Genomic DNA, 16781 nt, shown 5'->3' on the forward strand with positions numbered 1-16781 from the left:
AGGGGGCCGGCGCCCGCGAGGGCGCCGGCCCGTCCGTCAGGACGCCGGGGCGTAGTTCCAGAGGGGGATGGAGGTCAGGTACTTCTGCGGCGTGATCGAGATGCTCGACGAGGTCGCGTAGACGTTGTTCTGCTGCGCGTAGGGGGCGTACCAGGCCTGCTCGACGATGTGCGTGTTGAGCTCCTGGAAGGTCGCGTCCTGCTCGTCGCCGGTCTGCGTCTGGGCGGTCGTGATCAGGCCGTTGACGGTCGGGTCGTCGGTCTTGAACGTGTTCCAGACGGACTGCGAGGTCATGGAGAGCTGGGCGACGTCCCACGGGCGGAAGCTGTTCAGGTTGAAGATCGCGGCGGGGTACTTGGCCGAGAGCAGGTCCGAAATGAACGTGGCGCCGTTGACGGGCTGGTACTGGGGGCGGATGCCGATGGCGGTCAGCGCCTCGGTGACGGCCGCCTGCTGGGCCGGGAAGACGACCGAGACGTCGGGCATCGGGAGATCGAAGCCGTCCGCGTAGCCGGCCTCGGCGAGGAGCGCCTTGGCCTTGTCGACGTCGTAGGGGTAGACGTCCTCGAGCGCGGGGTCGTACGCCGAGCTGTCGGCGCTGAACATCTGGTCGGTCGCCGTGGCCTCTCCGCCGAAGACCTGGTCGGCGAAGGCCGAGCGGTCGAACGCGTAGTTGATGGCCTGGCGCACCCGGACGTCGCCGAGCGCGGGCACCTGGGTCCCGGCGCGGTCGAAGAGGAAGAGGCCGCTCGTAGTGTAGGCCGGCGCGGAGGTCGTCTTCAGGCCTGCGGACTCGAGCCCGGCGACCTCCTTCGCGTCCACGACGCCGGAGTCGAGCTGACCGGAGCGGAGGGAGTTGATCAGCGAGGTCGCGTCGTTGTAGACGGTCACCGTGACGGAGTCGTAGGGGTACGCGTCCTTGTCCCAGTAGTCCTCGTTGCGGTCGTAGACGTAGGTCGTCCCGGCCTGGCTCTGGGCCTGGTCGTACTCGTAGGGGCCCGATCCGACCGGCACGGTGGCCAGCTCGGGGGTGTCGAGGGCCGCCGGGCTGGCGAGCATGCCGGCCGTGCCGCCGAGGTTGGTCAGCAGCGACGGGTCCGGCGCGGTCAGGGTGATCGTGAGGTGCGTGGCGTCGACGACGTCGACGGAGGAGATGAAGCGGAGCTGGCCGCCGGACTCTCCGGACTGGGCCCGGGCGGAGTCGAGGTTCTTCTTCACGGCGTCCGCGTCGAGAGCGGTCCCGTCGGTGAAGGTCACGTCGTCGCGCAGGGTCAGGCTGAGGACCGTGTTCGAGTCGTCGTAGCTCCACTCGGTCGCGATGTGCGCGCCGGGCTCGCCCTCGTCGTCGTTGCGGAAGATCGAGTCGTAGACCGGCTCGAGGACGATCGTGACCGGGCCGGTCCCGAAGGCGCCGGGAGCGAAGGACTCCGCGGCGGCGATGGCGGACAGCCGGAGCGTCGCGGTCGAGCCGGAGCCGTTCCCGCCGCCCGTCTCGGCTGAGCAGGCGGACAGTGCCAGGGCGGCGATCGCGATCGTCGCGACGGCGATGGGCTTGCGCATGGTTCTCCTCGTCGTTGAAGGGATGTTCTGCCCGTTCCCGCAGCTGTGGGTGAGCGGGGGCCGCGGTGCGATTCGGGTGCAGGCGGTCGGGTGCAAGGCGAGCGATGTCCCGAGGGCGTCCCGCATTGAGACGATCTTTTACCGGGTACCGGGGAAAGTCAAGGATCCGGGCCAACTTCGGTGCGCGAGGCACTGAAGCTCGTCAGGCCGAGAGCGCGGCCCTCGTGGCGACCGTGCTGAGCAGGCGCGGGAGCTGGTCGCGGGTGAAGAGCTCCTCGAGGGCGAGGTGGACGGCTCCGTCCACGCCTCCGGAGTTCTCGTCGAGGACGGGGAGCTCGACCAGGAGGTCGGCCGCCGCGGCCGGGAGGATGCGCGAGTCGAGCGCCTGCCGGAGCGGGACGAGCGCGAGCTCGCCGGCCCGGGCGATGCCGCCTCCGATGATGAGCAGCTGCGGAGCGAAGAAGGCGACGACGGTCGCCATGCTGCTGCCCAGCAGGGCGGCGGCGCGCTCGAGCAGCGCGATCGCGGCCGCGTCGCCGCCCTCCGCCGCCGCCGTGACGTCGATGGGGCGCACCTCGCCGTTCGCCGCGAGCGCCGCGGCCAGGAGGGGGCTCCGGCCGCTCTCGGCGAGCAGGCGGCCGTCGCGGGCGATCGCCCATCCGCTCGTGATGGCCTCGAGGCAGCCCACGCGCCCGCACCGGCAGACGACGTGGCTCGCCTCGGCGACCGCGGTGTGGCCGATCGCCCCCGCGAGCCCGTGGGCGCCGCGGTACAGCTGGCCGTCGACGATCAGGGAGGCGGCGCAGCCGACGCCGAACTCGAAGTAGATCGCGTTGCGGGCGGTCCGGGCGGCGGGATTGGAGCGCGCCTCCGCCAGGGCGAGCAGGTTCACGCGGCTGTCGACCCAGACCGGGACGTCCCACTCCTCCTCGAGCTCGGCCCTCACCGGGTGGTCCTCCCACCCCGGGAGCATCGGGACGCCGACGGTCCTCCCGGTGTCGAACGCGACGGGACCGGCCATGCCGGCGGCGATCGCGAGGAGCTCTCCGGGCCAGGTGCGCTGGGCGAGGAGCCGGTTCGTGAGGACCTTGACGCGGGCGAGGATCGGCTCCGGCCCGTCTGCGACGTCGATGGTCTCGTGGAGGGAGGAGAGGATCCCGCCGGTCAGGTCGGCGGCGGCGACGAAGAGGTCGTAGGCGGTGACGTCGATCCCGATCACGAAGCCGGCGTGCGGGTTGATCTGGAGGCGGCGCGGTGCGCGTCCGCCGGTCGACGGCGCCAGGCCGCCGGTGACGAGCAGCTGCGCCTCCTCGAGCTCGGAGACCCGTTCGGCCACGACACTCCGCCCCAGGCCGACGCGGTCGGTGAGCTCGCCCTGCGTGAGGGAGGGCTCGGATCGGATGGTGGCGAGCACGGCCGCCAGCCCGGTGAACCGCTCGGCAGCCATGCGGGTCCTCTCGGAAGTTTCGGCAGGAAAGACGATCCTTAGGCTATCGTCCTTTTGCGGTGACCGGACGAAGTCGCCCGTCAGTGCAGACGGCAAGGAGATCACGATGGCCAGGGATTCGCAGACGGCTCCGGACGGTGCGGTCTTCCGCGACCTGAACGGCAACGGCGTGATGGACCCCTTCGAGGACCCGCGCCTCACTCCGGAGCAGCGCGCGGACGACCTGCTGCCCCGGCTGTCGCTCGCCGAGAAGGCGGGCCTGCTCTTCCACACGGTGATCTCGTCGCTCCCGGCCGGCGACCACGACTCGACGGACCACTTCCTCGGCGGCACCCACCGCGAGGTCGTCGGCTCACGGTTCCTCAACCACTTCAACGTCGGGCGCATCGACGACCCCGTCGAGACGGCCGCGTGGCAGAACGCGCTGCAGGAGCTGGCGGCCGCGGCTCCGCACGGCATCCCGATCACCTTCTCGAGCGACCCCCGCCACGGCTTCGCGCAGAACGAGGGCATGGCGTTCCGCGCGGGCGCCTTCTCGGAGTGGCCGGAGTTCCTCGGGCTCGCGGCCCTCGGCGACCCGGACCTGGTGCGCTCCTACGCCGAGACGGTGCGCGAGGAGTACCTCGCCGTCGGCATCCGGGCCGCCCTGCACCCGCAGGTCGACCTGGCGACGGAGCCGCGCTGGGCGCGCCAGCTGCAGACCTTCGGAGCCGACTCCCGCCTCGCCTCCGAGCTCGTCACGGCCTACCTGGGCGGGATGCAGGGGGACGTCCTCGGCCCGGACGGCGTGGCGTGCACGACGAAGCACTTCCCCGGCGGCGGGCCGCAGAAGGACGGCGAGGACCCGCACTTCCCCTACGGCCGGGAGCAGGTCTACCCCGGCGGCCGGTTCGAAGAGCACCTCGCGCCGTTCCGCGCCGCCGTCGCCGCCGGCACGAGCGCGATCATGCCGTACTACGCCCTCCCCTCCGGTCTCGTCCTCGACGGGGAGCCGGTCGAGGAGGTCGGCTTCGCCTACAACCGGCGGATCATCACGGGCCTGCTCCGGGAGGAGCTGGGCTACGACGGTGTGGTCCTCACCGACTGGGCCCTGGTGACCGACCTCGAGATCGGCGGGCTCAGCTGGCCCGCGAAGGCCTGGGGAGTGGAGCACCTCTCCCGGGTGGAGCGGGTGCTCCGGATCCTCGAGGCGGGTGCCGACCAGTTCGGCGGCGAGGCGTCACCCGATCTGGTCGTCGAGCTCGTCGAGAGCGGCCGCGTGTCCGTCGACCGCCTCGACGAGTCCGCCCGGCGGCTGCTCCTGGTCAAGTTCCGGCTCGGCCTCTTCGACGACCCGTTCGTCGACGAGAGCCGCGTCGCCGACCGCATCGGGGCGCCTGCGGCCGTCGCCGCGGGCCGTCGCGCGCAGTCCCGCTCCGTCGTCGTCCTCGAGAACGACGGCGTGCTGCCGCTGGCGCGGGGACGGCGCCTGCACGTCGTCGGCGTCGATCCCGCCGTCGCCGGCGAGTACGGCGAGGTCGTCGACGACCCCGCCGACGCTGACCTCGCGATCGTGCGGCTCGCCGCTCCGTTCGAGCCCCGGTCGCAGTACTTCCTGGAGGAGCAGACCCACCAGGGCTCGCTGGACTTCCCCGCCGGGGACGTCGTCCGGGTGCTCGGGCTCGCGGCCGGCCTGCCCGTCGTCCTCGACGTCCACCTCGACCGCGCGGCGATCCTGACGCCGTTCTCCGGCGCCGTCGCCGCCCTCACCGCGGACTTCGGGGTCTCGGACCGCGCCCTGCTCGACGCCCTCGTCGGCGACGTCGCGGCGGAGGGCCGGCTCCCGGTCGAGCTGCCGCGGTCCATGGCGGCCGTCGAGGCGAGCCGGCCGGACGTGCCGTCCGACACCGTCGATCCGCTGCACCGCCACGGCGCCGGGATCCGCCTCCCGCGGTCGGAGGACCGCCGTGACGGCTCCGGCGCCTGAGAGCGGGCGGTCGCCCGTGGGAGCCGCGTGCCGCCCCGGCGCCGCGCGGCCGTGGGTGGGGGTCGCCGGCCCGAGGCGGATCGTGCTCGGTCCGCTCCGATGAGCGCGTCCGGCGGGGGAGTGCGCGGCGGGGAGGAGGGCTCCGCCGTGCCGGCCCACGCCGTGCGGGCGGGCGTCGACGCCGAGGGCCCCGCCGCGCCTCCGCCCGCTCCGCTGTCCGACTCCGCAGCGGGCCTGCTCACCGTCGTGGAGCTCGTCCGCAGCGGCGCGGCCCGGACGAGGACCGAGCTCGCAGCGGCGACGGGGTGGACCCGGGCGGTCGTCACCCAGCGGATCGACCAGGCCAAGCGGAGAGGGTACCTCGAGGACGGGCCCTTCGCGCCCTCCTCGGGCGGCCGGGCCCCGCGCACGCTCCGCTTCCGCGCCGACCAGGGGATCCTCCTCGTCTGCGTCGTGGGGGAGCGCGAGCTGCGAGTCGGCGTCACCGACCTCGAGGGCGTCGTGCTGGCGCGCGGGGGACGCGACCGCGACGGCGCGGACGGGCCCGAGGAGACCGTCGCGGCCGTGATCGGCCTCCTCGACGTCCTCCTCGAGGAGGAGGGCTTCGCCGCCCGCGTCTGGGGAGTCGCCGTCGGCGTGCCCGGACCCGTCGACTCCGCCACCGGCCGCCCGGTCGCGTCCCCGGCCCTGCCCGGGTGGGACGGCGCGGATCTGCGCTCGCGCCTGGTCGACCGCTTCGATGCGCCCGTCTGGGTGGACGAGGACGCGCACCTCCTCGCGCTCGCGGAGGGACGGTCGCCCCGCTGGGGAGCGGGCGCGGACCTCGTGCGGATCGAGGCGGGCACGCGGATCGCGGTGTCCCTCCTCTCCCGAGGGTCGCTGCTGCGCGGGGCCTCCGGCGCGGCGGGGGACATCGGCCACCTGCGCGTCCCCGGCGGCACGCACCTCTGCCGGTGCGGCCGGACGGGGTGCCTCGAGGCGGAGGCCGGCGGCTGGGCGCTCGTCCGCGACGCGCACCTCGCCGTCGCCGCCGGGCGGAGCGCCGCGCTCGCCCGTCGAGCGGAGGAGAGCGGCCCGCTCACGCCCGCCGACGTCGCCGCCGCGGCGCAGGACGGCGACCAGGTCTCGGGGGAGCTCGTCCTCCGCTCGGCCGGGCTGATCGGGCAGGCGGTCGCGACCCTCGTCACCGTGGTCGGACCGTCGGCGGTCGTCGTCGGCGGCCCGCTGGCGAGCGCCGGCGAGCTGTTCCTCGACGGCGTCCGCCGCTCCGTGCTCGAGTCCTCGTCGCCACTGGCGACCCGCGACCTGCTCGTCGTCCCCTCGACCGAGGACGACGACGCCCTCCTCGTCGGAGGCGCGGAGCTGCTCCGCGACCAGCTCTTCGAGGTCTCCTTCGCCCAGTGGTTCGAGCAGGGTCACCCGTCCCCCTCCGTGATGCACGCCCGGGCCGGTCGGGAGCGGGCCTCGTCCCGTCCGCCGCTGACGCGTTAGGCTGGCACCGGACCGGTGACGCACCGGGCGGTCGCACTGCGATCCAGGCTGGAAACCTCCGTCGACGACAACGGAGCACAGCCCATGTCCCTCGATCGACTCGATCTCCGCTCGCTCTCGGTGCTCACCTCGGTGGTCAGCGTGAACCTGCTCGGCATCCTCGACACCACGATCGTGACGGCGGCCATCCCGTCCGCGGCCGAGGAGCTGGGGCTCGACGGCGTCGGACGCCAGTGGGTGGTCACGGCCTACGCCCTCGCCTTCGGCGCGGCGCTGCTCGTCGGCGGGCGCATCGCCGACTACTGGGGGCGCAAGCGCACCCTCATCGCAGGCGTGGTCCTCTTCTGCGCGGCCAGCGCGATCGGCGGAGTCGCCCAGTCCGGCCTCGAGTTCGTCCTCGCGCGCGCCGCGCAGGGCGTCGGCGCGGCCCTGATGGCGCCGGCCGCTCTCTCGATCGTCACCCTCGCCTACCCGAGCGGGCGCATCCGGGCGATCGCGTTCGGGGTCCTGGGCGGAGTCGCCTCGAGCGGGGCCGCCCTCGGCCTGATCCTCGGCGGCCTGCTGACCGAGACGGTCGGCTGGCGCTGGTGCCTCCTCGTCAACGTGCCCGTCGGCGCCCTGGCGATCGTCCTCGCGGCCCTCACCCTCGACGAGAGCCGCGCGGAGGGGCCGGGGAGGCTCGACATCGTCGGCGCGCTCCTCGTCGCCGGCGGGCTGTCGATCACCGTCTACGGACTGACGGAGCTCGGAGGCGGCAGCCCGGCGCCCCTCACCCCGGTCGCCCTCGTCGGGGGCGTGCTGCTCCTCGTCGCCTTCGTGCTGGTCGAGAGGCGGACGGCGTCGCCGGTCCTGCCGCTGGGGATCCTCCTGAACCGCTCGCGGGGCGGGGCGCTGCTCATCCAGGTCTGCGCGGGGACGGTCATGGCGGCCGTTTCGCTGTACGCGACCCTGCACCTCCAGCAGGTGCTGGCGGTCGGCCCGCTGCTCTCCGGGCTGGCGATGCTGCCCCTCGCGATCGGCATCGCCGCGGGCATCCCGGTCTTCGTCCGCGCGAGCACCCGCGTGGGTCTGCGCTGGACCCTCGTCATCGCGTCGTCCGTCGCCGCGCCCGGCGTCCTGCTCCTGACGACGATCACCGAGGGCGGCTCGTACTGGTGGCAGATCCTCCCCGGGCTCTCGATCATGGGCGTGGGGATGTCGGGCGTGTTCGTGGCCGCGCAGAACCTGGCGCTGCTCGGCGTGGAGCCGGGCGAGGCGGGCGCCGCCAGCGCTGCGTCGCAGGCGGCCTCGCAGGTGGGCGGGGCGCTCGGCCTGGCGCTGCTGACGAACCTGTTCCTGCTGGTCTCCGGGGGAGGGGATGCCGCCGCCGAGCTCGTGCGCGGGTTCTCCGGGGTGTTCGCGGCGTGCGCCGCCGTGATGGCCGCCGCGGCGCTGATCGGGCTGTTCGTGATCCGCCGTCGCGACGCGGCGGTGCCGGTGCTGCAGGGCTGAGCGCCGGCCTGCACCGCAGGGTGCGGCAGGCGCGGGTGGAGGGCGCTGCGGGGCCGGGCTCCGCTCTCCGGCGGCCCGGCCCCGCGGACGGATGCTGCTCGCAGGCGACCCCTCTTCGCAGGCCCCTGCTGGCAGGCCGCTCCTATTCGCAGGCGGCCCAGACCGCCGCGAGCCCCTGGCCGCCGCCGATGCACATGGTCTCGAGGAGGTGGCGGCCGCCGGTGCGCACGAGGTGCCGGGAGCCGGTGGCGAGCATCCGCGCCCCGGTCGCGCCGACCGGGTGGCCGAGCGAGATGCCGGAGCCGAGCGGGTTGGTCCGCTCCCAGTCGTCCTCGGTGAAGCCCCACTCGCGGCTCACTGCGAGGACCTGGGCGGCGAAGGCCTCGTTGAGCTCGATCAGGTCCATGTCGGCGAGCGAGAGGCCGGCGCGCTGGAGGGCCCGCGCCGTCGCGGCGACGGGGGCGATCCCCATCCGCTCCGGCTCGACGCCCGCGCGCGCCCACGAGACCAGCCGGACGAGCGGGCGCAGGCCCAGCTCGGCGGCGCGCTCGGGGGTGGTGACGATACACGCCGCTGCCGCGTCGTTCTGGCCGGAGGCGTTGCCCGCGGTGACGGTGGCCTCTGCGTCGACGTCGCGCCGCACGGGCGAGAGCCGGGCCAGCGCCTCGAGCGTCGTGTCGGCGCGGGGCCCCTCGTCGTGGTCGACGACGGTGACAGCGCCCCGGCTGCCCGGGACGGAGACGGGGACGATCTCCTCGGCGGAGAAGCCCGCCTCCGCCGCCGCGATCGCCCGGCGGTGCGAGCGCAGCGCGAGGGCGTCCTGCTCGTCGCGGGGGATGCGGTACTCGCGGCGGAGGTTCTCCGCCGTCTCGATCATGCCGCCGGGGATCGGGTGGTGGCGCCCGCCGGCAGTCTCGCGGCCGCGGCCGAGCGCGTCACGGAGGAGCAGCCCGTTCGTGCCCGCCACGCCCCACCGGGCGTCGACCGAGTACAGCGGCGCCGAGCTCATGGAGTCGACCCCGCCCGCGAGGCAGAGGTCGCTGACGCCCGTCTGGATCTGCATGGCCGCATCCAGCACGGCCTGGAGCCCGGAGCCGCAGCGCCGGTCGACCTGCGACCCGCCGACCGTCACCGGCAGCCCCGCGTCGAGAGCGGCGACCCGGCCGATCGGCGGCGCCTCGGCCGTCGGGTAGCCCTGGCCGAGGATCACGTCGTCGACGTCCCCGCCGTCGAGCCCGGCCCGCTCGACGATCGCCCGGAGGACGGTCGCGGCGAGCTCCGCCGGTGCGACCGAGCGCAGCGCCCCGCCGAAGCGGCCGATGGGCGTGCGCAGCGGCTCGCAGACCACGACCTCGCGCAGCAGCGTCATCGTGCCGCCTCCGCGAGGGCGACGATCAGCGGTGCCCCGGTCGCGGCCTCGACCTCGGCGACGCTCACTCCGGGGGCGGTCTCGCGCAGGAATAGCCCCTCCTCGGTGACGTCGATCACGGCGAGATCCGTGATGATCCGGTCGACGACCCTCCGCCCGGTGAGCGGGAGGAGGCACTCGGGCACGATCTTGTGCTCGCCCGTCTTCGTCACGTGCTCCATCAGCACGATGACGCGGTCGGCGCCGTGGACGAGGTCCATCGCCCCGCCCATGCCCTTGACCATCCGGCCGGGCACGGCCCAGTTGGCGATGTCGCCGTGCGCCGAGACCTGCATGGCGCCGAGGACGGCGACGTCCACGCGGCCGCTCCGGATCATGGCGAAGCTCTGCGCGGAGTCGAAGTAGGCGGCGCCGGGCTCGACCGTGATCGTCTCCTTGCCCGCGTTGATGAGGGTCGGGTCCTCCTCGCCCTCCCACGGGTAGGGGCCCACTCCCAGCACGCCGTTCTCGGAGTGCAGGGTCACCGTGACTCCGGCGGGGATGTGGTTCGGGATGAGCGTGGGCAGCCCGATGCCGAGGTTGACGTACGCGCCGTCGGTGAGCTCGAGGGCCGCGCGGGCGGCCGTCTCGTCACGGGTGAGCGGTGTCATGCGCGGTCCTCCTCTCGCGAGGCGCGGGGCCTCACGGTGCGCTTCTCGATCGGCAGGTCGGCGGCCTCCTCGGGCGAGAGCTCGACGATGCGGTCGACGTAGATGCCGGGCAGGTGGATGTCGTCGGGGTCGAGCTCGCCCGGCTCGACGAGCTCGTCGACCTCGGCGATCGTGATCCGCCCCGCCATCGCGGCCGGCGGGTTGAAGTTGCGGGCCGACTTCGAGAAGACGAGGTTGCCGTGGCGGTCGCCTCGGGCGGCGCGGACGAGGGCGAAGTCGGTGACGATGGCCTCCTCGAGCACGTACTGCGTCGGCTTCCCGAGCGACTCGAAGACGCGGACCTCCTTGGGGTCGCTGCGCACGAGCACGCTCCCGTCGGCGGCGTACCGCCAGGGGAGCCCGCCCTCGGCGACCATCGTGCCGACGCCGCTCGCGGTGTAGAACGCGGGGATGCCGCTGCCGCCGGCCCGGAGGCGCTCGGCGAGCGTGCCCTGCGGGGTCAGCTCGACCTCGAGCTCGCCGCCGAGGTAGCGCCGCGCGAAGTCCTTGTTCTCGCCGATGTAGGAGGCGGTGACGCGGTCGATCCGGCCCGCGGAGAGCAGCTCGCCGAGTCCCCAGCCGTCGACGCCGCAGTTGTTCGAGACGACCGAGAGCCCGCGCGTGCCCTGCGCGAGCAGTGCGCGGATCAGCACGATCGGCACGCCGACCAGGCCGAAGCCGCCCACGGCGATCGAGGCCCCGTCGGGGATGTCGGCGACGGCCTCCGCCGCGCTCGTCCTGCCCTTGTCCAGCGTCATCGTCGGTCCTCTGCTTCGTCGTCGGTGGTCGTGGCGGCGGCCGGCTCGTCCGGTCCTCCGTCGGCGTCGAGGTCGGCCAGGACCGCCCGGAGCCGCGCGAACGCGGCGTTGGCGGCCGGCAGTCCCGCGTAGAGCGCGGTGTGCAGCAGCACCTCCGCGATCTCGGCGCGGGTGACGCCGTTGCGGAGGGCTCCGCGCAGGTGCATCGGGATCTCGTCCTCGGTGCGGAGGGAGACCAGCGCGGCGAGCGTGATCATGCTGCGCTCGCGGCGGCCGAGCCCGGGCCTCGTCCAGACCTCGCCCCAGGCGTACCGGGTGAGGAACTCCTGGAAGTCGGCGGTCTCGGGAGTGATGCGGGCGGCGGCCGCGTCGACGTGCGCGTCGCCGAGCACCGCCCGCCGGGTCGTGCCGCCGAGGGAGGCGCGGCGGGAGACGATCGCCGCCAGCCGCTCGGGCGCCTCGTAGCCGGGGAGGTGGCCGACGCCGTCGAGCACCTCGACGCGAGCGCCGGGCATCGCCTCGGCCTGCTCCCGGATGCTCGCGAGCGGCAGGGCTGCGTCTAGCCCGCCGGCCACCAGGAGCACGTCGCGGGCGGCGGCGAGGCCCGACGGGTGGGCGAGGGCCTCGCAGCAGAGGGCGTACGACTCGTCGTCGACGTCCACCAGCTCGCCCAGAGCGGCGCCGACGGTGTCCGGGGAGGACCGGACGAACGCGGGCGCGAACCAGCGCTCGGCGCTGAGCGTCACCAGGGAAGCGGTGCCGCTCCGTCGCGCTGTCCCGGCCCGGTCCGCCCAGCCGTCGGGTGTTCCGATGCGCGGCGCCGAGCAGATCGCGGTGACGGAGGCGAGCCGCTCGGGGGCGTCGACCGTGAGCCCGAGGCCGATCGCGCCGCCGAGCGAGATGCCCGCGTAGTGGAAGGCGCCGCCGCCGGCCGCGTCGACGAGGCCGAGGACCGCCTCCGCCAGCTCGGCGATCGAGAACGGCGCGGTCGCGGCGGGGCTCCGGCCGTGGCCGGGGAGGTCGAAGCGGAGGATCCGGAACGAGCGGGCGAGCTCGGGGAGCGCCCCCTCCCAGAGCCGGGTGGTCGTGCCCAGCGAGGGGCCGAGCACGAGCAGGGGCGCGTCGCTGCGGAGGGATGTGGTGGCCGTGGTCAGGCCGGAGAGCACGGGGACGGTCATGGTGCGGTCTCTCCCTCGGGGGCGGCCGCGGAGTCGCGGACCGTGGCGAAGCGGGCGATCGCCGCGTCGATCCAGGCGCCGGTGACGCCCGGCGAGGAGGAGGGCTCGAAGGCCCGGGCGACGCGCTCCTGGAGGGCCTCGTCCGGGCCGAGCAGGCCCGAGACGACGACGCGGAGCGGGCGGCCGGTCGCGGCGCTCTCCCGCGAGGCCCGTCCGAGCAGGGCGAACGCCTCCGCCCGCCCGAGGTGCTCGCCGAGCAGCGTCGCGACGTCCTCGCTGAACACGGAGCCGTCGCCGGAGACGAGGTGCTCGCGCATGGCGTCGGCGCGCACCTCGAGCGAGGCGACCAGATCAGCGGCGCCCGTGACCGCGCCGAGCGCCGCCTCCTGGAGCTGCTGCAGCGGACGCCACTCGGCGTGCCACGCGCCGCTCGGCCGCTGGTCCTCGGCGGCGAGCGCCGCGAAGAGCGAGCCGACGAGCCCGGGGGCCTGGCGAGCGGCAGCGACGACCAGGACGGCGCCGATCGGGTTGCGCTTGTGCGGCATGGCCGAGGAGCCGCCCTCGCCCGCTCCGAGGCTCTCGCCGAGCTCGGCGGTCTCGGTGCGGGCGAGCAGGGTGACGTCGAGGGCCACGGCGCCCGCGGCTCCGGCGGCGAGCCCGAGTGCGGAGGCCAGCTCGACGACGGGGCTGCGGTCGGTGTGCCAGACGGCGGCCGGTGCGCGGAGTCCGAGGCGGTCGGCGTATCCGGCGACCACGCGGAGGGTCCGCTCGACGGCGTCGGCGGGGGAGGTGCGCTCGCCGACGACCGCCACGAGCGCCGCGAGGGTCCCGACCGCTCCGCCGAGCTGCGCGGGCAGGGCGGTCCGGGTGCGCCGGACGGCGGCGAGGGCGGCGGTGACCGCGCCGAGGCGCTCGGCGGAGACGGCTCCGAAGACGGTGGGGGCGGCGTGCTGACCGAGCGTCCGGCCGACCATCGGCGTCGCCCGGTGCCGGTCGGCGAGCGCCGCCAGAGCGTCGCCCAGCCGGACGAGCTCCTCGTCGATCCGCTCGAGGACGGCCGCGGCGCGGACCATCACGGCCGTGTCGACGACGTCCTGGCTGGTCGCGCCCAGGTGGAGCGCGGCGCCGGAGCCGGGGGAGGCCGCCTCGGCGGCGGCGCGGAGGCGCGGCACGAGGGGGATGACCGGGTTGCCGCCCGCTCGGGCCTCCTCGGCGACGGCGTCGAGCTGCGCCAGCACTGCGGAGCGGATCTCCTCGGCGTGCGGAGAGAGGTCGGCGTCGACCACTCCCTCCTGCCGGAGAGCGGCCGCGAGGGCGATCTCGGCGTCGATCATCGCGCCGAGCAGCGCCTCGTCGCCGGTCAGCTCGCGGATCGCGGGCGAGGCCAGCGGGTCGACGAGGCTCCGCCGCTCAGTCATCGAGTCCGCCCGAGAGGTCGAGGAAGACGGTCTCGCCCTCGCCCTGCAGCCGGATGTCGAACCGCACGACGGGCAGACCGGTCGCCGCGCCCTCCTCGACGACGAGCAGGGTGCGCCGGCGGGCCGGGTCGAGCGAGCGGAGCAGCGTGTCCTCGCCCGCGAAGTAGGCGCGGGTCCCGAGGTGGTGGGTGACGCCGCGGGCGAAGACGATGACGACGACGAAGGACGCGCCTCCCTCCGCTGCCCCGGGTCGCAGCGTGGTGAAGGCGTACTCGCCGGCGCGGGTGGTGGCCGTGCGGCCGAATCCCGTGAAGGCGATCCCGTCGCGCAGGAGGCTGCCGCGCTCGCGGGGGATGCGGCCCTCCGCGTCGCGCTGCCAGATCTCGACGACCGCGTCGGGGACGGGCTCGCCCGCGCCGTCGGTGATCGTGCCGCGCAGGCGGATCGCTCCGGGGTGCGTCGCCGCGACGAGCTCCGGCCCGCCGTCGTAGGGCAGCGCGTAGCCGAAGAAGGGGCCGACCGTCTGCGACGGCGTGGGTGCGAGCTCAGGCATCGTCGTCCTCCGCTTCGAGGGGGGTCGACCGCGCCCCGGTGAGCACGACGTCCCAGCGGTAGCCGAGCGAGGACTCGGGCGTGCTCGCCTCGTGGTCGTAGGCGCCGACGAGCCGCTCGCGCGCCGCCGGGTCGGTGATCGACTGCAGGATCGGGTCGAGCGGGAAGAGCGGATCGCCGGGGAAGTACATCTGCGTGATCAGGCGCTGCGTGAACGCTGTGCCGAAGAAGGAGAAGTGGATGTGCGCGGGCCGCCAGGCGTTCCGGTGGTTGCGCCACGGGTAGGCGCCCGGCTTGATCGTCGTGAAGCGGTAGCCGCCGTCCGGCCCGGTGATGAGCCTGCCGACCCCGGTGAAGTTCGGGTCGAGCGGCGCCGGGTGCTGGTCGCGCTTGTGCACGTAGCGGCCCGAGGCGTTCGCCTGCCAGAGCTCGACGAGCTGCCCGGCCACCGGCCGCCCGTCGCCGTCGAGCACACGGCCCGACACGGTGATCCGCTCGCCGAGGGGCTCGCCCGTGTGCTGGATCGTCAGGTCGCTCTCGTACTCGTCGACGTCGGTGTGGCCGAACGCCGGCGAGGTGAGCTCGATCTCCTCCGGATCGGCGCGCACCAGCTCGTGCGTCGGGTGCCGGAGGGCGGTGCTCCGGTACGGCGGGTAGTCGCGGCGGGGGTGCAGCTCGGCGGCGGCGCCGGAGCGGACGCGGTCGCGCGCCTCCTGCTCGATCGCGGCGATCTCGGCCGAGACGGCGGCCTGGCCGAGCGGCTCCGGCGCGCTCACAGCGGCAATCCCGTGTACTGCTCCGCGAGCGAGCGCTGGGCGTGCACCGAGCCGATCACGTAGTCGAGGCGCCCGAGCTGCGCGCGGAAGTCGAACTCGCCGCTCGCCTCGAGGGTCGGCCGGTGCAGCAGCTCGGTCATCCATACCGAGAACTGCTGGACCCGCCACTGGCGGGCGAGGGCGGCCGCCTCGTAGCCCTCCAGCAGCGTCTCGTCGCCCCCGTCGGCCGCGATGAGGCCGCGCACGAGCAGGACGACGTCGGCGATGGCCGAGTTCAGACCCTTGGCTCCGGTCGGCGGGACGATGTGGCCCGCGTCCCCGACGAGGAACAGGCGGCCGTGGGCGAGCCGGGACGAGACGAAGCTCCGCATCGGAGTGATCGACTTCTCGGTGATCGGCCCCTCCTGCAGGGTCCAGCCCTCGACGCCCAGGCGCTCCTGCAGCGCCGCCCAGATGCGCTCGTCCGGCCAGGCCGCGATGTCGTCGTCGGGGTCGACCTGGAGGTAGAGGCGCGAGACCGAGGGGCTGCGCATCGAGTGCATGGCGAAGCCGTCGGGGTGCAGCGCGTAGATGAGCTCGTCGGTCGACGGCGCGACGTCGGCGAGGACGCCGAGCCAGGCGTAGGGGTAGGCGCGGTCGAGCTCGGCGCGCTCGGCCGCCGGGATGCTGGGTCGGCTGATCCCGTGGAAGCCGTCGGCCCCCACGATGTACGCCGCCTCGAGCCGGTGCTCCTCGCCGTCGTGCGTGAAGGTCACAGACGGCCGATCACTCTCGAGGTCGTGCAGCGCCACGTCGGAGACGCCGTAGCGGACGTCCGAGCCCTCGGCCTCGTGCGCGGCGACGAGGTCCTTGACCACCTCCTGCTGGCCGTAGACCGTGACGGTCCGGCCGATCAGCTCGTCGAAGTCGACGTGGTGGCGCCGGCTGACGCCCTGCGCGTCCGGGCCCTGGAGGTAGATGCCGCTGTGCTGCATCCCCTCGCGCGCCAGGCGCTCGCCGAGGCCGAGACCGGTGAGCACGTCGACCGAGCTCTGCTCGAGCACGCCGGCGCGGATGCGCGAGAGGACGTAGTCGCGCGAGCGGTTCTCGAGGACGACGGAGTCGATGCCGGCGCGACGGAGCGCCCAGCTGAGCAGCAGGCCCGCGGGCCCGGCGCCGATGACGGCGACACGTGTGGTGGGAGTGGGCACGGGGTTCCTCGCGACGGTGACAGGGACACCACGATGCTCGGGGCGGGACCGGCCGCGGGGAGCGGGGTTTCCATCCAGTGGAAGGAACGGGGTCGAGCCCGCCTGGGGAGGAGCCTCGCCGGACGCGCTCACGCGACCACCGAGCGCCGGTAGCCGAGCGCCCGGCTCACTCCGGCCGCAGCGGCGCGCACCTCGCGCTCGAGGAGGTCGTCCGGCCGCGGCTCCGAGCCCGTGACCACCGAGAGTGCGGCGACGACGCGGGAGGCGCGGTCGCGGATGGGAGCAGCCACCGAGCTCGTCCCCGCCGTCATCTCCTCGGAGGAGAGCGCGACGCCGCAGTGCCGGATCTCGGCCAGCCGCCGGCGCAGCGCGTCGGGCGAGGTCACCGTGCGCGGGAGGAAGCGCGGGAGGTCGCGGGCGACGTACTCCTCGAGGTCCTCGGCCGGGGCGTGCGCGAGCAGCACCAGTCCGACTCCGGTCGCGTGCAGGGGCAGGCGCGCCCCGACGCTCGAGACGACGGGCACCGCGCGGTGCGCCGACAGCTTCTCGATGTAGAGCGCCTCGGCGCCGTCGAGCACGGCGAGGTGGACGTGCTGGTGGGTGGCCTCGTACAGGTCCTCGAGGAACGGCAGGGCGATCGCGCGGAGGGACCGGGTCGCGGGGACCCGGGTCCCGAGCTCCCACAGGCGCAGGCCCAGCGTGTAGCGGCCGTCGTCGCGGCGCGCGAGCCCGCCCCACTCCACGAGCTCGGCGAGCATCCGGTGCACGGTCGACAGCGGCAGGCCCGTCCGCTGGGCGATCTCCGAGAGGCTGAGCGAGGCCCGCGCCCCGGGCTCGGCGAACACGTCGAGGATGGACAGCAGCCTCGACGCCACCGACACCGGCGCGGTCACGGG

At 74.6% G+C, this 16781-nt stretch carries 14 protein-coding genes; 3 read left to right on the top strand and 11 right to left on the bottom strand.

Annotated elements, in window-relative coordinates; all coding sequences use genetic code 11:
* Positions 1–36 precede the first annotated feature (36 nt).
* Together C5C10_RS00650 and C5C10_RS00655 are read right to left on the bottom strand one after the other, a co-directional pair.
* Positions 37–1560 (bottom strand): ABC transporter substrate-binding protein, encoded by a 1524-nt coding sequence (locus tag C5C10_RS00650; protein WP_181073349.1) that lies wholly within the window; start codon positions 1558–1560, stop codon positions 37–39.
* Positions 1561–1762: 202 nt separating this feature from the next.
* Entirely contained in the window at positions 1763–3007 is a 1245-nt protein-coding gene (locus C5C10_RS00655) for an ROK family transcriptional regulator (protein WP_104282558.1), read from the bottom strand.
* A 106-nt stretch (positions 3008–3113) separates the two neighbouring features.
* Here C5C10_RS00655 and C5C10_RS00660 point away from each other — a divergent pair, with 106 nt between their 5' ends.
* The 3 genes from C5C10_RS00660 to C5C10_RS00670 all read left to right on the top strand — a co-directional run bounded on the left by C5C10_RS00660 (position 3114) and on the right by C5C10_RS00670 (position 7955).
* On the top strand, positions 3114–4973 hold the full coding sequence (locus tag C5C10_RS00660) for a glycoside hydrolase family 3 protein (protein ID WP_104328247.1): 1860 nt from the start codon (positions 3114–3116) through the stop codon (positions 4971–4973).
* Positions 4974–5120: 147 nt separating this feature from the next.
* Entirely contained in the window at positions 5121–6464 is a 1344-nt protein-coding gene (locus tag C5C10_RS00665; RefSeq protein WP_258060322.1) for an ROK family protein, read from the top strand.
* 84 nt (positions 6465–6548) lie between these two features.
* Entirely contained in the window at positions 6549–7955 is a 1407-nt protein-coding gene (locus tag C5C10_RS00670; RefSeq protein WP_104328249.1) for an MFS transporter, read from the top strand.
* Positions 7956–8097: 142 nt separating this feature from the next.
* On the opposite strand, the gene C5C10_RS00675 is transcribed toward C5C10_RS00670, so the two are convergent.
* From C5C10_RS00675 to C5C10_RS00715, 9 genes are all read right to left on the bottom strand, one after another.
* A complete protein-coding gene (locus C5C10_RS00675) occupies positions 8098–9324 on the bottom strand; it encodes an acetyl-CoA C-acetyltransferase (protein ID WP_258060323.1) in 1227 nt (408 codons plus the stop codon).
* A complete protein-coding gene (locus tag C5C10_RS00680) occupies positions 9321–9974 on the bottom strand; it encodes a CoA transferase subunit B (protein WP_104328250.1) in 654 nt (217 codons plus the stop codon). Before C5C10_RS00680 ends, C5C10_RS00675 begins: the two co-directional genes overlap by 4 nt.
* Entirely contained in the window at positions 9971–10765 is a 795-nt protein-coding gene (locus C5C10_RS00685) for a CoA transferase subunit A (protein ID WP_104328298.1), read from the bottom strand. Before C5C10_RS00685 ends, C5C10_RS00680 begins: the two co-directional genes overlap by 4 nt.
* Positions 10766–10767: 2 nt before the next feature.
* Positions 10768–11949, bottom strand: a complete 1182-nt coding sequence (locus C5C10_RS18110) for an alpha/beta fold hydrolase (RefSeq protein ID WP_104328251.1) — start codon at positions 11947–11949, stop codon at positions 10768–10770.
* Positions 11946–13367 (bottom strand): lyase family protein, encoded by a 1422-nt coding sequence (locus C5C10_RS00695; protein ID WP_104328252.1) that lies wholly within the window; start codon positions 13365–13367, stop codon positions 11946–11948. The genes C5C10_RS18110 and C5C10_RS00695 overlap by 4 nt, the downstream gene beginning before the upstream one ends.
* Positions 13360–13920 carry a protocatechuate 3,4-dioxygenase subunit alpha gene (gene pcaG, locus C5C10_RS00700; protein WP_104328253.1) on the bottom strand — a complete coding sequence of 187 codons (561 nt, stop codon included), beginning with the start codon at positions 13918–13920 and terminating at the stop codon, positions 13360–13362. Before pcaG ends, C5C10_RS00695 begins: the two co-directional genes overlap by 8 nt.
* A complete protein-coding gene (pcaH, locus tag C5C10_RS00705; RefSeq protein WP_258060324.1) occupies positions 13913–14695 on the bottom strand; it encodes a protocatechuate 3,4-dioxygenase subunit beta in 783 nt (260 codons plus the stop codon). The genes pcaG and pcaH overlap by 8 nt, the downstream gene beginning before the upstream one ends.
* The gene (locus tag C5C10_RS00710) at positions 14692–15885 is read right to left on the bottom strand and encodes a 4-hydroxybenzoate 3-monooxygenase (RefSeq protein WP_104328254.1); all 1194 of its coding nucleotides are present in this window, start codon (positions 15883–15885) and stop codon (positions 14692–14694) included. Before C5C10_RS00710 ends, pcaH begins: the two co-directional genes overlap by 4 nt.
* Before the next feature lie 128 nt (positions 15886–16013).
* Positions 16014–16778, bottom strand: a complete 765-nt coding sequence (locus C5C10_RS00715; RefSeq protein WP_104282549.1) for an IclR family transcriptional regulator — start codon at positions 16776–16778, stop codon at positions 16014–16016.
* Positions 16779–16781: the final 3 nt, after the last annotated feature.

The sequence above is a fragment of the Rathayibacter sp. AY1A3 genome, from assembly GCF_002930975.1.
Lineage (GTDB): Bacteria > Actinomycetota > Actinomycetes > Actinomycetales > Microbacteriaceae > Rathayibacter.